The sequence below is a fragment of the Bradyrhizobium sp. HKCCYLRH1030 genome (genome assembly GCF_051168395.1).
Classification (GTDB): domain Bacteria; phylum Pseudomonadota; class Alphaproteobacteria; order Rhizobiales; family Xanthobacteraceae; genus Bradyrhizobium.
Map to the genome: position 1 here is coordinate 619,817 of NZ_JBNPUY010000002.1, position 14,933 is coordinate 634,749.

Sequence of the window (14,933 nt, forward strand, 5' to 3'; positions counted from 1 at the left end):
CTGAAAGCGCTCTTTGGAATGGGGGTCATGGTCACTACCTCTGCCTCAGTTAAGCAGATTTCTTCTTGTCGTCGTCGACCTCGGTGAACTCCGCGTCGACCACGTCATCCTTGGCGGCGTCGCGGGCCGCATCGCTCTCGGCCTGCTGCTTGTACATGGCCTCGCCGAGCTTCATCGACGCCTGGGCCAGCGTATTGGTCTTGGCCTTGATCGCCTCGGCATCGTCGCCCTTCAGCGCTTCCTTGAGATCGCTGACGGCATCCTCGATGGCACGGCGCTCGGTGTCGGCGACCTTCGAGCCATGCTCGGCCAGAGCCTTCTCGGTCGAGTGCACCAGCGCGTCGGCATGGTTCTTGGCGTCGACCGCCTCGCGGCGCTTCTTGTCCGCCACGGCGTTGGCCTCGGCGTCCTTGACCATCTTGTCGATGTCGGCCTCCGACAGACCACCCGAGGCCTGGATGCGGATCTGCTGCTCCTTGCCGGTGGCCTTGTCCTTGGCCGACACGTTGACGATGCCGTTGGCGTCGATGTCGAACGTCACCTCGATCTGCGGCATGCCGCGCGGGGACGGCGGAATGCCCATCAGGTCGAACTGGCCGAGCATCTTGTTGTCGGCCGCCATCTCGCGCTCGCCCTGGAAGACCCGGATGGTGACCGCGTTCTGGTTGTCCTCGGCGGTCGAGAACACCTGGCTCTTCTTGGTGGGGATCGTGGTGTTGCGGTCGATGATGCGGGTGAACACGCCGCCCAAGGTCTCGATGCCCAGGGACAGCGGGGTCACGTCGAGCAGCAGCACGTCCTTGACGTCGCCCTGCAGCACGCCGGCCTGAATGGCCGCGCCGATCGCCACCACCTCGTCGGGGTTGACGCCCTTGTGCGGCTCCTTGCCGAAGAACTGCTTCACCATCTCCTGGATCTTCGGCATGCGGGTCATGCCGCCGACCAGCACCACTTCGCCGATCTCGCCGGCGGTGAGGCCGGCATCCTTCAGCGCCTTGCGGCACGGCTCGATGGTCTTCTCGACGAGGTCGGCCACCAGCGCCTCGAACTTGGCGCGGGTCAGCTTCATCGTCAGATGCTTCGGACCGGACTGGTCCGCGGTGATGAAGGGCAGGTTGATCTCGGTCTGGGTGGTCGACGACAGCTCGATCTTGGCCTTCTCGGCAGCTTCCTTGAGGCGCTGCAAAGCGAGCTTGTCGTTGCGCAGGTTGATGCCCTGCTCCTTCTGGAATTCGTCGGCGAGGTAGCTGACCAAACGCATGTCGAAGTCTTCACCGCCGAGGAAGGTGTCGCCGTTGGTCGACTTCACCTCGAACACGCCGTCGCCGATCTCCAGGATCGAGACGTCGAAGGTGCCGCCGCCGAGGTCGTACACGGCGATGGTGCCGGCCTTGGTCTTGTCGAGGCCGTAGGCGAGCGCGGCCGCGGTCGGCTCGTTGATGATGCGCAGAACCTCGAGGCCCGCGATCTTGCCGGCGTCCTTGGTGGCCTGACGCTGGGCGTCGTTGAAATAGGCGGGGACGGTGATGACGGCCTGGTCGACCTTCTGGCCGAGATGGGCTTCCGCGGTCTCCTTCATCTTCTGCAGGATGAAGGCGGAGACCTGCGAGGGCGAATAGGTCTTGCCGTCGGCCTCGACCCAGGCGTCGCCGTTGCCGGCCTTGACGATCTTGTAGGGGACGAGCTTCTTGTCCTTCTCGACCATCGGGTCGTCGTAACGGCGGCCGATGAGGCGCTTGACCGCAAAGAAGGTGCGCTCGGGGTTGGTCACGGCCTGGCGCTTGGCCGGCTGACCGACCAGACGTTCGCCATCGTCACTGAAGGCGACGATCGACGGCGTGGTGCGCATGCCCTCGGCGTTCTCGATGACTTTCGACGATTTGCCGTCCATGACGGCCACGCACGAATTCGTGGTGCCGAGATCGATCCCGATGACCTTTCCCATGGTCTCATATCCTTCTTTTTGCGGCAGGTTGGGTGGGGCCCTGACGGCGCCCCCATCCAAAACCCCCTCAGATCAAATGCTCGCGATATTGCGACGATGAGCGTCATATAGGAGGGGGGGAGTGGCCCGCAAGGACCGGACCAGGGGTTCGACCCCACGAAAATCACGGCCGCCGCCCAAGGTCATCATGGAGACATCAGAGCGGCCCATCGGGCCCGGCGGCGACGCGGAACGGCGGCTCGGACCGGAGGCGACTGTGCGGGTCCACCTGTCGGCACATCGAACGGCTGGTGCGAAACGCAGGGTGCGATCGCCGGCAAGTGCGACAGACCCGGTACCGCTGATCTGCCCCAATGACCGAAATGCGTTGTTAACCCACGGGCCCTAGCCTGCCGCACTCCTGGGACGGGAATGAGGCATGGTCATCGACACCGATTGGGGCTTTCCGCAACGCGCGCGCGAAGCCGGCCAGGCCACGTTCCCGGGACTGCTGATCTGCGCCATCGTGGTTGCAGCGGCGTGGCTGCGGTACATCCTTCCCCTCAATGTCGACGTCAGCTGGTGGCTCCTCGTCAGCGAGCGCATGCTCGATGGCCAGCGACTCTACGTCGACATCCTCGAGACGAATCCGCCGATGGCGGGATCGGTCTATCTTCTGGCGGTCGCACTGGCGCGTGCGATCCATCTCAGGCCCGAGCTGGCGACGAATATCCTGATCTTCGCGCTGACCGCGGCATCCCTGACGCTGGTGTGGCTGGTGCTGCGGACATCGGCCCTGCGCCATCGGCTCGCGGACGGCCGGCTGGCGGCGTGGACGACCGCCCTGCTCCTGATCGCGCCGATGTATGATTTCGGCCAGCGGGAACATCTGGCCCTGATCACGATATTGCCGGCGATCGCGGTGTATATCCTGCGCGCCGAGGGCGAGCGGGTAGCCCCGACGGCCATCCTCATCGCCGGGCTCAGCGCCGGCCTCACGATGAGCTTCAAGCCCTATTTCGCCTTCAGCGTCGGCTTCTGCATTCTCGCCGCCGCCGCGCAGGCGCGCGACTGGCGCGTGCTGTTCGCGCTGGAGAACTGGATCGCCGCGGCCCTGGTGCTGCTCAACGCGGCGTGCATCTACCTGTTCTTTCCCGAATATTTCACGGTCATCTATCCGCTGGTCCGCGACGTCTATCTGCTTCTGAAGGCGCCCGTACCGACCATCCTCGTCACTCTGCCGATGGGCCTGTGGCTCGCCGCGGCAATCGTCGTCCTCCTCCTGCAGCGCCGGCAATACGAGCGCGACGCGGCGTCCTTCACCACGCTGGCCGGATCGCTCGGCTTCCTGGTGTCGTTCGTCGCGCAGCAGAAAGGCTGGGGCTATCACGCCTACCCCATGGTCGCGCTGGCGCTGCTTGCCGCCGGCCTTGCGGTGTCGGCGATCGACAGCAGCCGCGACGCGCGACGCTGGCCGCGTGCCGCCACCGCTCTCGCCGGCGCCGTGCTGTTCGTGCCGACCTGCTTCTGGTTCAATGGCAGCGTCGACGTCCGGCAGATCGAAGCCCAGGTGGCGCGGCTCGGTCCGCACCCGAGCATGCTGGTGCTCAGCGCGGCCGCGGTCATCGGCCACCCCATGGTGCGGACCCTTGATGGCACCTGGATCTCGCGCCAGGAGGCGTTCTGGGTTCGGGAAATCGTTCGCCGCTCGCAACAGGACGGAACCATCGATTCACAGACGGCGCAGAGGCTCGCGCCCTACGTGGAACGCGAACGCGCCGGGATCGTCGCCGACTTCCGGAAACAGCCGCCCGACGTCGTCCTGATCGACAATCAGAACAGCGACTGGGGCGATTGGGCGCGTTCCGACCCCGAACTCAGGGCTCTGCTCGAGCCCTATGTGCTGGTACAGACCGTCGACGGCGTCGAAATCCTGAAACGCAGCTAGCGCTGGACCATCCTGAATCCGCCTTTCGAGGCGAATTATCCGCGAAATGCGCCCCTGCGGGGTCCCGCCAATCGCCGCAGGCGATCAAAACCGCGCGCCCGGCCTGTTGCGGGGGGCGCAAAGCCGCTAAAAGCGTGCCCGCCGAAGACCACGCTGGCGAGGATCCCGACCGCCTCGGCACGAGGCCTCGGTCAACGAGGCAATGTTGATGATGATCGTTCGATTTTTCGCCGCGGCCACCCTGCTGATGTCGCTGCTGCACCCCGCATTGGCCGCCGACGCCATATTTCCGCCCGGCGTCCGCATCGGGCTCGCGCCCCTGGTGGGACTCGCCAAGGCCAAGACGTTCTCCGGCTTCGAAACCGAGGACCAGAGCGTCAAGGTGCTGCTGACCGAACTGCCGGCGGCCGCCTATGGCGAGGTGAAGAATGCGTTTACCGCCAATCCCGCCGGGACCGGCAGCGTCAAGCCGGAGAGCATCGAGACCGCCGCCGGCACCGCCTACTACACGGTGGAGAACGGCCGGGATGGCGCCACGCCGGTGCGGCGCTACTCGATGATCCTGCCCGGCAACGGCTTCTCCGGCTACGTGGCCGTGCAGATCCCGGAGACCGCGAGCCGGATCTATACCGACGATGCCGTGCGCCAGATGTTCGCCTCCGCCGTCGTCCGCAAGGACGTTCCGGTCGACGAGCAGCTCGCGATGATGCCGTTCAAGGTCACCGACCTCTCCGGGTTCAAGACCATCCGCACGCTCGGGCCGGGCGCCCTGATCCTGGCCGATGGCGAAGAGGACAAGGGCTTCGAGGCCGCGCCCTTCGTGGTGATCGGGCTGGTGGCCGGCGTCGCCCCGGAGGCAGGCGACCGCGCGCGCGTCGCGCAGCAGGCGGCCACCACCATTCCGGGCGTCCGCGAAGCGCGCATCACGATGTCCGAGCCGATCCGCATCGACGGCCAGCCGGCCTATGAGACCCGGATCGACGCCACCAGCGGCAAGGACAATACGCCAGTGACGGTGGTGCAGTGGCTGCGCTTCGGCGGGCCGAACACGTTGCGGATCATCGGCAGCGCGCCGCGCGACCAGTGGTCGGCGGCCTTCCCGCGCTTCCGCGCCGTCCGCGACGGCATCCAGCCGAGAGGCTGAGACCAGTCCGGCATCGGACGTCGTGATCACGTCGGCCGCTCGCCGTGAGACGAACTACAAAGTCGCGCCGACAAACAAGAAGCCACGGGCATCGTTGCCCGTGGCTTGTTCGTTCGATCGACAGGACGGCAGCAGGACGCCTGCCTATGCTCGCCGTCAGGCGGCGCTGTTCGACTGATCGTTGCTCGCCGCCGGCGCCGCCTTCGCGCCACCCTTGGACACGCCGACCAGCGCGGGACGCAGCACGCGCTCGCCGATCATGAAGCCGGCCTGCACGACCTGCACCACGGTACCGGACGGCACCGACGGATCCGGGACCTCGTACATCGCCTGCTGGAAGTTGGGGTCGAACTTCTGTCCCGTCGGATCGAACTTCTTGACGCCGTTCTTCTCCAGCGTGTTGAGCAGCGAGCGCTCGGTGAGCTCCACGCCCTCGATCAGCGACTTCAGGCCCGCATCGGCATTGGCGCGCGTCTCGGCCGGCACGGCATCGAGCGCGCGCTGCAGATTGTCGGCGATATCGAGCACGTCACGGGCGAAGCCGGTGATGCCGTACATGCGCGCATCGGCGACTTCACGGGCCGTCCGCTTGCGCAGGTTCTCCATCTCCGCGAGCGTGCGCAGCATCTTGTCGCGCGCGTCGGCCGCCTCCTTGGCAAGCGCCTCGGCCGAGCCGGCCTCAGGATCATCGGGCATGATGTAGGGCTTGGAGACGACGGGTTCGCTGGCCTGCGCCGGGTTTTCCGGATCATTCTTATGCAGGTCGGGATCGGTCATGGACAGACTCGCAAGTTCGGCTGACGGGTTTGGGGGATATGGGGCGGGATATCGTGCTTTGAGCGTCGAAAATCAAGCGCAGCCTGACCATCGCGCCCGGAGGCGCTGTCCGCGGGTGAACCAAGTCACGCGTCAGCCGCCCAGCAGCCGGCTGACCAGACGCGCGGCATAATCGACCGTCGGAATCACCCGGGCATAGTTGAGCCGGGTCGGACCGATGACGCCGAGCACGCCGACGATGCGCCCCGTGGCGTCGGAATAGGGCGACACGATCGTCGACGAGCCCGACAGCGAGAACAGCTTGTTCTCCGAGCCGATGAAGATGCGGACACCTTCCGCGCTCTCCGCCCGTCCGAGCAGATCGACGACGCCGCGCTTGGTCTCGAGATCGTCGAACAGCCGCCGGACACGCTCGAGATCTTCGAGCGCATGCAGGTCCTCGAGCAGGTTGGCGTGGCCGCGCACGATGAGCTGCCGCTCGTCGCTGTCCCCTCCGGACCAGCTCGCGACTCCGGCGGCGATCACCTTCTGCGTCAACTGATCGAGCTCGGCACGGTCATGCGCCAGCGCGGTCTCGAGCTCGAGCCGCGCTTCCGCCAGCGTCCGTCCTCTGATGCGGGCATTGAGGAAATTGGACGCCTCGGTCAGCGCCGACGACGGCACGCCCGGCGGCAGGGTCAGGACCCGGTTCTCGACCTGTCCGTCCTCACCGACCAGAACGACGAGCGCGCGCTCGGGCTCGAGCCTGACGAACTCGATGTGCTTCAGGCGGGTGTTGGATTTCGCGGTGAGAACCACGGCAGCGGCACGGGTCAGACCCGACAGCCGGGTCAGCGCTTCATCCAGCGCCGCTTCGACCGACTGCGCCCGGCCGACGGCCGCGAGCTGGCTCTGGATCGACTGCCGCTCGGCCTCCGTCATGTCGCCGACCTGCATCAGGGCGTCGACGAAGAAGCGCAGGCCAGCCTCGGTCGGCAGCCGGCCGGCCGAGGTGTGCGGCGCGTAGATCAGACCGAGCTGCTCGAGATCGGCCATGACGTTGCGCACCGAGGCCGGCGACAGCGGAACCGCGATCAGCCGCGAAATGTTGCGCGAGCCGACCGGTTCGCCGGTCGCCAGATAGCTTTCGACGATCTGCCGGAAGATCTCGCGCGAGCGCTCGTTCAGGTGCGCCAGACCGGCCGGCGGTGTCATCAGGTTGATCGGATCGTGGTGGGCCACCAGATGCACTCCTCCCAGCTGCCTATAATGTGTCCATGCGGCGGCTCGGTGGCAAGCCGGTCGGCGCTCGCGGGCGAAGCCATGATAAACCCTTGCCGCTGCCGGTCCCGGCTCCTACAAGGCCCGTCAAAGTCGGTCTTTCGCGCGCTTTCACGGAGAGAATCATGCGGCCGAGCCGCCGTGCACCGGATGAACTGCGGGCCGTGAGCCTGGAACGCGGCGTCGTCAAATACGCCGAGGGCTCCTGCCTGGTGAAGTTCGGCGACACCCATGTCCTGGTCACCGCCACGCTCGAGGACCGGCTGCCGCCCTGGCTGAAGGGCCAGGGACGCGGCTGGATCACCGCCGAATACGGCATGCTGCCGCGCGCCACGCTGGAACGGACCCGGCGCGAGGCCTCCGCCGGCAAGCAGACCGGCCGCACCGTCGAGATCCAGCGCCTGATCGGCCGCTCGCTGCGCACCGCGATCGACCTGGAAGCGCTCGGCGAGCGCCAGATCACGGTCGATTGCGACGTGCTGCAGGCCGATGGCGGCACGCGCACGGCGTCGATCACCGGCGCCTGGGTGGCGCTGGCCGACTGCATCAAGTGGATGAAATCGCGCAACATGATCAAGACCGAGGTGCTGCGCGCCAACGTCGCCGCAATCTCCTGCGGCATCTACAACGGCACGCCGGTGCTGGATCTCGACTACGCCGAGGACTCCGAGGCCGAGACCGACGCCAATTTCGTCATGACCGGCGACGGCCGCATCATCGAGGTGCAGGGCACGGCGGAGAAGACGCCGTTCACCGAGGCCGAATTCCTGGCGCTGATGGCGCTCGCCCGCAAGGGCGTCGCGCGGCTGGTCGACCTGCAGAAGATGGCGGTCGCGTGAGCAGCCCGCACCGCAAGCTCACCGGTCGCATCATCATTGCGACCCACAATCCCGGCAAGCTTGCCGAGATGCGCGAGCTGCTCGCTCCCCATGGCGTCGAGGCGGTGTCGGCCGGCGATCTCGGCCTGGACGAGCCGGATGAGACCGGCGAGACCTTCCAGGCCAACGCCCGCATCAAGGCGGTCGCCGCGGCCAGAGCCGCGCAGCTTCCTGCCTTTGCCGACGATTCCGGCATCGTGGTTCATGCGCTCGATGGGGCGCCGGGGATCTATTCGGCGCGCTGGGCAGGACCGGACAAGGATTTCGCCGGCGCGATGACGCGCATCGAGCGCCTCCTGCAGGAGCGGGACGCGACTGGTGCCGACAAGCGTAGCGCCCATTTCGTCTCGGCGCTGTGCGTGGCGTGGCCGGACGGTCACGTCGAGGAGGTCGAGGCGCGGGTCGACGGCACCCTGGTCTGGCCGCCGCGTGGCACGGCGGGCTTCGGCTACGACCCGATGTTCCTGCCCGAGGGCCACGACCGGACCTTCGGCGAGATGACCAGCATCGAGAAACATGGCCTGCCGCCGCTCGGGCTCGGCCTGTCGCACCGGGCGCGCGCCTTCGTGAAACTCGCGGAGATCTGTCTTGAGCAGCGCTGACAGCGAAGCGTTCGGCGTCTATGTGCACTGGCCGTTCTGCCTGTCGAAATGTCCGTATTGCGACTTCAACAGCCACGTCCGGCATGCCGCCATCGATCAGGACCGCTTCGCCCGCGCCTTTGCGCAGGAGATCGCGACCACGGCCGCCCGCATTGGGCCGCGCACCGTCACGTCGATCTTTCTCGGCGGCGGCACCCCGTCGCTGATGCAGCCGCAGACGGTCGGCGCCATTCTCGACGCGATCGGCCGGCACTGGCACGTCGCTGGCGATGTCGAGGTGTCGCTCGAAGCCAACCCGACCAGCGTCGAGGCGACCCGCTTTGCCGGCTATCGCGCCGCGGGCGTCAACCGGGTCTCGCTCGGCGTCCAGGCGATGGACGATGCGTCGCTCAAGATGCTCGGCCGCCTGCACACCGCTGAAGAGGCGATGAAGGCGGTGGCGATCGCGCGCCATGCATTCGAGCGCTATTCGTTCGATCTGATCTACGCGCGGCCCGACCAGACGCCGCAGATGTGGACCGAAGAGCTGACGCGGGCGATCGGCGAGGCGGCTGAGCATTTGTCGCTGTATCAACTGACCATCGAGGAAGGCACGCCGTTCTTCGGCCTGCACGCCGCAGGCAAGCTGAAGACGCCGGACGAAGGCCTGGCGCGCACCTTGTACGACGTCACGCAGGAGATCTGTGGCCGTCACGGACTGCCGGCCTATGAGATTTCCAATCACGCCCGGCCCGGCGCGGAGTGCCGGCACAACCTCGTCTACTGGCGCGGCCAGGAATATGCCGGCATCGGCCCGGGCGCCCATGGCCGCCTCGACATCGGCGGCATCAGGCACGCGACAGCGACCGACAAGCGGCCGGAAGCCTGGCTGATGCGGGTCGAATCCAACGGTCATGGTGTCATGACCGACGACGAGCTCAACCGCGAGGAGCGCGCCGACGAATTCCTGCTGATGGGGCTGCGACTGGCCGAGGGCATCGACCCGCAGCGCTACGCAAGGATCTCCGGCCGCAGGCTCGATCCGCGCCGCATCGCGCTGCTGCGCGAGGAGGGCGCGATCGCGGTCGATCCGGACGGGCGGCTGCGCGTGACCCAGGACGGCTTTCCGGTGCTCGACGCGGTCGTCGCCGACCTCGCCGCCTGAGAAGTGCTGCGACTCACGTCGCGCTGAAACTCTTCGGCGCGCCGGCGACCGCCTGTCCGCCACCCGAACCGACGCGCATCACCGCAAGCCCGCGCTCATTGGTGCCGTCGCTGCGGAACCGGAACAGCCCGTCGATGCCGGCGAAGCCGGATGCATTGGTCAGGACATCGGGCGCGAAACGCTGGTTGCCCTGGGTGCGCGCCAACGCGGCCACGAGCGCCACCGCATCATAGGCGAGGGTCGCCGTACGTACGGGATCGCCGCCGAATCGCGTCCGGTAGCGGCCGGCAAAGGCGCGGAAGCCGGAGGGATCCGGCGCGGCATAGAGGCCGCCCTGCAGGCTGGCGCTGGCATAGACGCGCGGATTGTCCCACAGCCCTGTGCCGAGCAACTGGATGTTGCGCAGATTGGCGCCGGCAGCGGTCAGCGCATCGGCCGTCGCCGCGACCGATTCGCCGTCATCGGCCAGCAGCAGCGCATCGGCGCCGCCGAGCGCCTGCGCCACCGTGCGCGCAGGCCCGTTGCGGTCGCCGGAATATTTCTCGAATGCCACGATGCGTCCGCCGCGGCGGCTGACCGCGGTCTTGAACGCCCCCTCGACGACGGTGCCGTAGGCATTGTCGGGCAGCAGCGCCGCGAACGAGCGTTTGCCGACGCTGGCGGAATATTCGACGATGCGGCTGGCATCGGACTCCGGCAGGAAGCTGAGCAGATAGACGCCGCGCCCCGCCACACTCGAATCGGTCGAAAAGGCGATGACCGAGATGTTGCGCGCGCGCGCCACCTGAGCCGTCGCCGGCACTGAGCCCGCGAACAGGGGGCCGAGAATGATCTCGGCGCCTTCGTCGCAGGCCTGCTGCGCGCCCTGCTGCGCCCCTTGCGGGCTGCCGGCGTCGTCCTTGATCAGGAGCTGGATGTTGGGGTTCTGAAACTCGGCCAGCGCCATCTCGGCGGCGTTCTTCATCGATTGCGCGGCGACGCCGGCATTGCCCGACGCCGACAGCGGCAGAATCAGCCCGACCTTGACCTGGCCGTTGCCGGCCACCGCCGGTTGCTGCGGCGGTCCCGCCGGCGCGGTCGGCTGCTCGAACGGATTGAAGCCCTGCTGGACGTTGGAGCACGCCGACAGCAGCGGCGCGCCGACGATCAGGCCCAGCGCCGTTCGCCGGGCGACCCCATGGGGTCCCGGACCGAGAGAGTTGGGATGACGCGGGCCCACCATGGCATCTCTTCGTTCGGCCGAGTCCGGCCAGAAGTTCCCCAAACGCACGTCCCGCAGGCCGTGCAGATTCACTCATATTGTCGACGAATAGTTAAGCAAAACAAAAGGCTGTCAGCGCCACACAGCCGATCAATTCGACGTTTTGCACGGCCTATCCCCTGCTCGTACACACCCTCATCGAGGTGCAGCTTCGAACTTGAAGCTGCGATGAACGGCCCCCCCGTGCCGATCGGCACTTCAAAATCGCTGCGCGGCTGTTCCCCTGTGGCAATCCCGCGGCAGGCCCTTTAAATTACCTCGATGGGCGCGAAGGCAATCCCCAAGACGTCGCCGGATGACGGCAAATCTTCCACCACGTCGACCTATCTGGTGGCGGGGCAGATCGTTGCGGCGCCCAAGGCGCGGCCTGGATTGCATCTGGTGGCGACCCCGATCGGCAATCTCGGCGACATCACGCTGCGCGCGCTGGAAACCCTGGCCGGCGCCGACCTCATCTTGTGCGAGGACACGCGAATCACCCGGCGCCTGACCGAGCGCTACGGCCTCAGCGCGGAACTCGCAGCCTATCATGAGCACAATGCCGAAGCCGTCAGACCCAGGATCCTGCAGCGCCTCGCCGAAGGCGCGGCCATCGCGCTGGTGTCCGACGCCGGCACGCCGCTGATCTCCGATCCCGGCTACAAGCTGGTGCGCGAGGCGTGTGAGGCCGGGCATGTTGTCACCGCGCTGCCGGGACCTTCCGCCGTGCTCGCGGCGCTCAGCGTGGCCGCGCTTCCGACCGACCGCTTCTTCTTCGAGGGGTTCCTGCCGGCCAGGCAGCAGGCGCGGCGTACGCGGCTGTCCGAGCTCGCGCGGATCGACGCGACGCTGGTGCTGTTCGAAGCCGGCAACCGGGTGCAGGAGACGCTGGCCGACCTCGCCGATGCCATGGCGGGACGTCAGGCCGCGATCTGCCGCGAGCTCACCAAGCTGCACGAGGAGGTGCTGCGCGGCGCCATCGGCGATCTCGCTGCGGAGGCCGGCGATCTCGAAACGCGCGGCGAGTTCGTGCTGGTGATCGGTCCGCCGCCGCGCGGCGCCGGGGTGCTGACGCCGGATGCGCTCGACGCCGTGTTGAAGGATCTGCTGCAGCGATCGAGCGTCAAGGATGCCGTGATGCATGCCGTCGAGCTGTCCGGCCGGCCGCGCCGCGAAGTCTATGCGCGCGCGCTCGAGCTGGTGAAGGACGCGCGGTCAGGGTCGGCCGATGGCGAAGACTGAGCGCGTCTCCCCTGACAAGCCGGCGAAGACGGCGGCACCCGAACGCGTCGCCGCCTTCCGCACCGGATTATCGGCGGAAGCCCGCGCCGCAGCGCTGCTGATCGCCAAGGGCTATCGCATCCTCGCCAAACGCTTCCGCACGCCCCAAGGCGAGATCGACATCATCGCGCGCAGGCGCGGCCTGGTTGCCTTCGTCGAGGTCAAGGCGCGTGCCTCGCTCGACGATGCCGCCTATGCGGTGACGCCGCGCCAGCAGCAGCGCATCATCGATGCCGCGCAGGCCTGGTTGATGGCGCATCCCGACCATGCCGAATTGGAGCTGCGCTTCGACGCGATTCTGGTTGCGCCGCGCAGCCTGCCGCGCCATCTGGTAGCGGCGTTCGACGCCAGCACCTGACATGAACTGATTGCAGAGAGCAGGGACCTGCCCATGAAACTGAACGTCGCCGTCCAGATGGACCCGATCGCGCGCATCAACATCCGCGGCGACTCGACCTTCGCGATGCTGCTCGAAGCGCAGCGGCGCGGCCATGGCCTGTGTTACTATACGCCCGACAAGCTGTCGCTGCGCGGCGGCGAGCTCTATGCGCCGGTGCAGGCGCTGACGGTGCGCGACCAGGTCGGCGACCATTTCACGCTCGGCGAACCGAAACCGACCGCGCTGACATCCTTTGATGTCGTGCTGCTGCGGCAGGATCCGCCGTTCGATCTCGCCTACATCACCTCGACGCATTTCCTCGAGCGCATCCATCCGAAGACGCTGGTGGTCAATGATCCCGCAAGCGTCCGCAACGCGCCGGAAAAGCTGTTCGTGATGAACTTCCCGCAACTGATGCCGCCGACCTTGATCTCGCGCGATCTCGACGAGATCAACGCCTTCCGCGATCAGCACGGCGCTGTCGTGATGAAGCCGCTGCATGGCCATGGTGGCGCGGCGGTGTTTCGGGTGATGCCGCAGGATATGAATTTCGGCTCGCTGTTCGACATGTTCTCGGTGACGTTCAAGGAGCCCTGGGTGATCCAGCGCTTCCTCCCCGAGGTGAAGCACGGCGACAAGCGCATCATCCTGGTCGACGGCGAGTTCGCCGGCGCCGTCAACCGCGTGCCGGCAGCAGACGATCTGCGCTCCAACATGGTGCGCGGCGGCGCCGCGCAGGCCACCGATCTCAGCGCACGCGAGCGCGAGATCTGCGACACGCTCGGTCCGGAATTGCGCGCGCGCGGCCTGCTGCTGGTCGGCATCGACGTGATCGACGGCAACCTCACCGAGATCAACGTGACGTCGCCGACCGGCATCCGCGCGATCTCGCGGCTCGGCGGACCCGACATCGCCGCCCGCGTATGGGACGTCATCGAGAGCAAACGGCGCTGATCAGGCGCCGTCCCACATGGCTGGGGATAAGGCCAACCAACGCGGTCAGTCCGATGCGTCCGAGGCGATGCGGAATCGCTGACATCGCCGCAATTCATGGTATGACGCGGGTCTCATGCGTCTCGTCCTGACCACCTGGAACATCAACTCGGTGCGCCTGCGCATCGACCTCGTCGCCAAGCTCATCAAGCAGGTCAGGCCCGATGTGCTGTGCCTGCAGGAGACCAAGTGCATCGACGACGCCTTTCCGCTGAAGCGCTTCAAGAGGCTCGGCTATGAGCACGTCGCGCTGAACGGGCAGAAGGGCTATCACGGCGTCGCCGTGATCTCGAAATGGCCGTTCGAGGAGACCAACGTCCGCACCTTCTGCGACAAGGTGGATTCGCGCCACATCACGGTGGCGTTCGGCGAAAAGGCGCAGCTCGCGCAGCCGCTGGTGCTGCACAATTTCTATGTGCCCGCAGGCGGCGACATTCCCGACCCCGCGCTCAATCCGAAATTCGAGCACAAGCTGCAATTCCTCGACGAAATGAAGGCGTGCGAGCCGCTGCATCCACGCGGCGACGACCGGCATATCCTGGTCGGCGATCTCAACGTCGCGCCGCATGAGCACGATGTCTGGTCGCACAAGCAGCTCCTGAAGGTGGTGTCGCACACGCCGATCGAATGTGAAAAGCTGTTGGCGGCGCAGACCCATGGCGAATGGGTCGATGTCGCTCGCGAGCGCATCCCGATGTCGGAGAAGGTCTACACCTGGTGGAGCTACCGCGCGGCCGACTGGACCGTCGGCGATCGCGGCCGAAGGCTCGACCACATCTGGGTGTCACGCGCACTGAAGGACCGGGTCAGCGATTTCAGGATCCTGCGCGACGCCCGCAGCTGGGAGCGGCCGTCGGATCACGTGCCGGTCACGGTGACTCTGGACGTGTCGTAGCGGACCCGCGCGGTCACGAAGTCAGCTTGGCCCCGGCCGCCATGATGTCGTTGGCGATTCGGCTGGCGCGGTGGGCGAACTCGTCGCGCAGCCGGCGCGCCGCCTTGGCGTCGCTTTCCAGCACACGCTGAAACAGGCTGCGCGAGATCCGCACCACGGTCGAATATTCCAGGGCCGTCGCGGTCGCCGGGCGCCGCATCTCGACCAGCAGCGCCAGCTCGCCGATCAGCATGGTCGGCGTGGCGACGATCTCGGCACCGACCTCGTCGCTGATGCGCAACGACCCGCGCTGCACGACATAGCCGCAATCGGCGGTGTCCCCCTCGCGGAACAGGGTCTCTCCGCTCTGGATGTTACGCTGCTCGGAGCCGATGGCGATCATGCGCAGCGAGTCGCTTCCCAGCAGGCGCAATGTTGGGACCCGCTCCAATAGCGCAATATCGTCTTCGATCGACATCAAGGGCCCGG

At 66.9% G+C, this 14,933-nt stretch carries 14 protein-coding genes; 9 read left to right on the top strand and 5 right to left on the bottom strand.

What is annotated here, in order from left to right:
* Positions 1-49: 49 nt before the first annotated feature.
* Positions 50-1,945, bottom strand: coding sequence for a molecular chaperone DnaK (gene dnaK / locus ACQR1E_RS08205; RefSeq protein ID WP_315716827.1), 1,896 nt, complete (start codon positions 1,943-1,945; stop codon positions 50-52).
* A gap of 418 nt (positions 1,946-2,363) precedes the next feature.
* Between dnaK and ACQR1E_RS08210 the strand changes: the two genes are divergently transcribed.
* A complete protein-coding gene (locus ACQR1E_RS08210; RefSeq protein WP_434896894.1) occupies positions 2,364-3,872 on the top strand; it encodes a hypothetical protein in 1,509 nt (502 codons plus the stop codon).
* Positions 3,873-4,080: 208 nt separating this feature from the next.
* Positions 4,081-5,016 (top strand): hypothetical protein, encoded by a 936-nt coding sequence (locus tag ACQR1E_RS08215; RefSeq protein WP_315716825.1) that lies wholly within the window; start codon positions 4,081-4,083, stop codon positions 5,014-5,016.
* 156 nt (positions 5,017-5,172) lie between these two features.
* Here the strand turns inward: ACQR1E_RS08215 and grpE are convergent, their stop codons facing one another.
* The gene (gene grpE / locus ACQR1E_RS08220; protein ID WP_315716824.1) at positions 5,173-5,793 is read right to left on the bottom strand and encodes a nucleotide exchange factor GrpE; all 621 of its coding nucleotides are present in this window, start codon (positions 5,791-5,793) and stop codon (positions 5,173-5,175) included.
* A gap of 132 nt (positions 5,794-5,925) precedes the next feature.
* Positions 5,926-7,014 (bottom strand): heat-inducible transcriptional repressor HrcA, encoded by a 1,089-nt coding sequence (hrcA, locus tag ACQR1E_RS08225; protein ID WP_316173482.1) that lies wholly within the window; start codon positions 7,012-7,014, stop codon positions 5,926-5,928.
* Positions 7,015-7,178: 164 nt separating this feature from the next.
* On the opposite strand from hrcA, the gene rph reads away from it, so the two are divergent.
* From rph to hemW, 3 genes are read left to right on the top strand one after another with little or no spacing between them, the layout of a single operon-like run.
* Positions 7,179-7,892, top strand: coding sequence for a ribonuclease PH (gene rph / locus ACQR1E_RS08230; protein WP_315716822.1), 714 nt, complete (start codon positions 7,179-7,181; stop codon positions 7,890-7,892).
* The gene (gene rdgB / locus ACQR1E_RS08235; protein WP_315716821.1) at positions 7,889-8,533 is read left to right on the top strand and encodes an RdgB/HAM1 family non-canonical purine NTP pyrophosphatase; all 645 of its coding nucleotides are present in this window, start codon (positions 7,889-7,891) and stop codon (positions 8,531-8,533) included. Before rph ends, rdgB begins: the two co-directional genes overlap by 4 nt.
* Positions 8,520-9,677 carry a radical SAM family heme chaperone HemW gene (hemW, locus tag ACQR1E_RS08240; RefSeq protein ID WP_315716820.1) on the top strand — a complete coding sequence of 386 codons (1,158 nt, stop codon included), beginning with the start codon at positions 8,520-8,522 and terminating at the stop codon, positions 9,675-9,677. The genes rdgB and hemW overlap by 14 nt, the downstream gene beginning before the upstream one ends.
* Before the next feature lie 13 nt (positions 9,678-9,690).
* On the opposite strand, the gene ACQR1E_RS08245 is transcribed toward hemW, so the two are convergent.
* A complete protein-coding gene (locus ACQR1E_RS08245) occupies positions 9,691-10,899 on the bottom strand; it encodes a penicillin-binding protein activator (protein ID WP_316170007.1) in 1,209 nt (402 codons plus the stop codon).
* Between the two features lie 300 nt (positions 10,900-11,199).
* Between ACQR1E_RS08245 and rsmI the strand changes: the two genes are divergently transcribed.
* The 4 genes from rsmI (at position 11,200) to ACQR1E_RS08265 (ending at position 14,465) form a co-directional block, all read left to right on the top strand.
* Complete coding sequence (rsmI, locus tag ACQR1E_RS08250; protein WP_315716818.1) at positions 11,200-12,159, top strand: 16S rRNA (cytidine(1402)-2'-O)-methyltransferase; 960 nt, start codon at positions 11,200-11,202, stop codon at positions 12,157-12,159.
* Positions 12,146-12,556, top strand: coding sequence for a YraN family protein (locus ACQR1E_RS08255; protein WP_315716817.1), 411 nt, complete (start codon positions 12,146-12,148; stop codon positions 12,554-12,556). Before rsmI ends, ACQR1E_RS08255 begins: the two co-directional genes overlap by 14 nt.
* A 33-nt stretch (positions 12,557-12,589) precedes the next feature.
* On the top strand, positions 12,590-13,531 hold the full coding sequence (gene gshB / locus ACQR1E_RS08260; protein ID WP_315716816.1) for a glutathione synthase: 942 nt from the start codon (positions 12,590-12,592) through the stop codon (positions 13,529-13,531).
* A 115-nt stretch (positions 13,532-13,646) separates the two neighbouring features.
* Positions 13,647-14,465 carry an exodeoxyribonuclease III gene (locus tag ACQR1E_RS08265; RefSeq protein ID WP_315716815.1) on the top strand — a complete coding sequence of 273 codons (819 nt, stop codon included), beginning with the start codon at positions 13,647-13,649 and terminating at the stop codon, positions 14,463-14,465.
* A 13-nt stretch (positions 14,466-14,478) separates the two neighbouring features.
* On the opposite strand, the gene ACQR1E_RS08270 is transcribed toward ACQR1E_RS08265, so the two are convergent.
* Positions 14,479-14,922: a cyclic nucleotide-binding domain-containing protein gene (locus ACQR1E_RS08270; RefSeq protein WP_315716814.1), complete on the bottom strand. Its 444-nt coding sequence runs from the start codon at positions 14,920-14,922 to the stop codon at positions 14,479-14,481.
* Positions 14,923-14,933 lie beyond the last annotated feature (11 nt).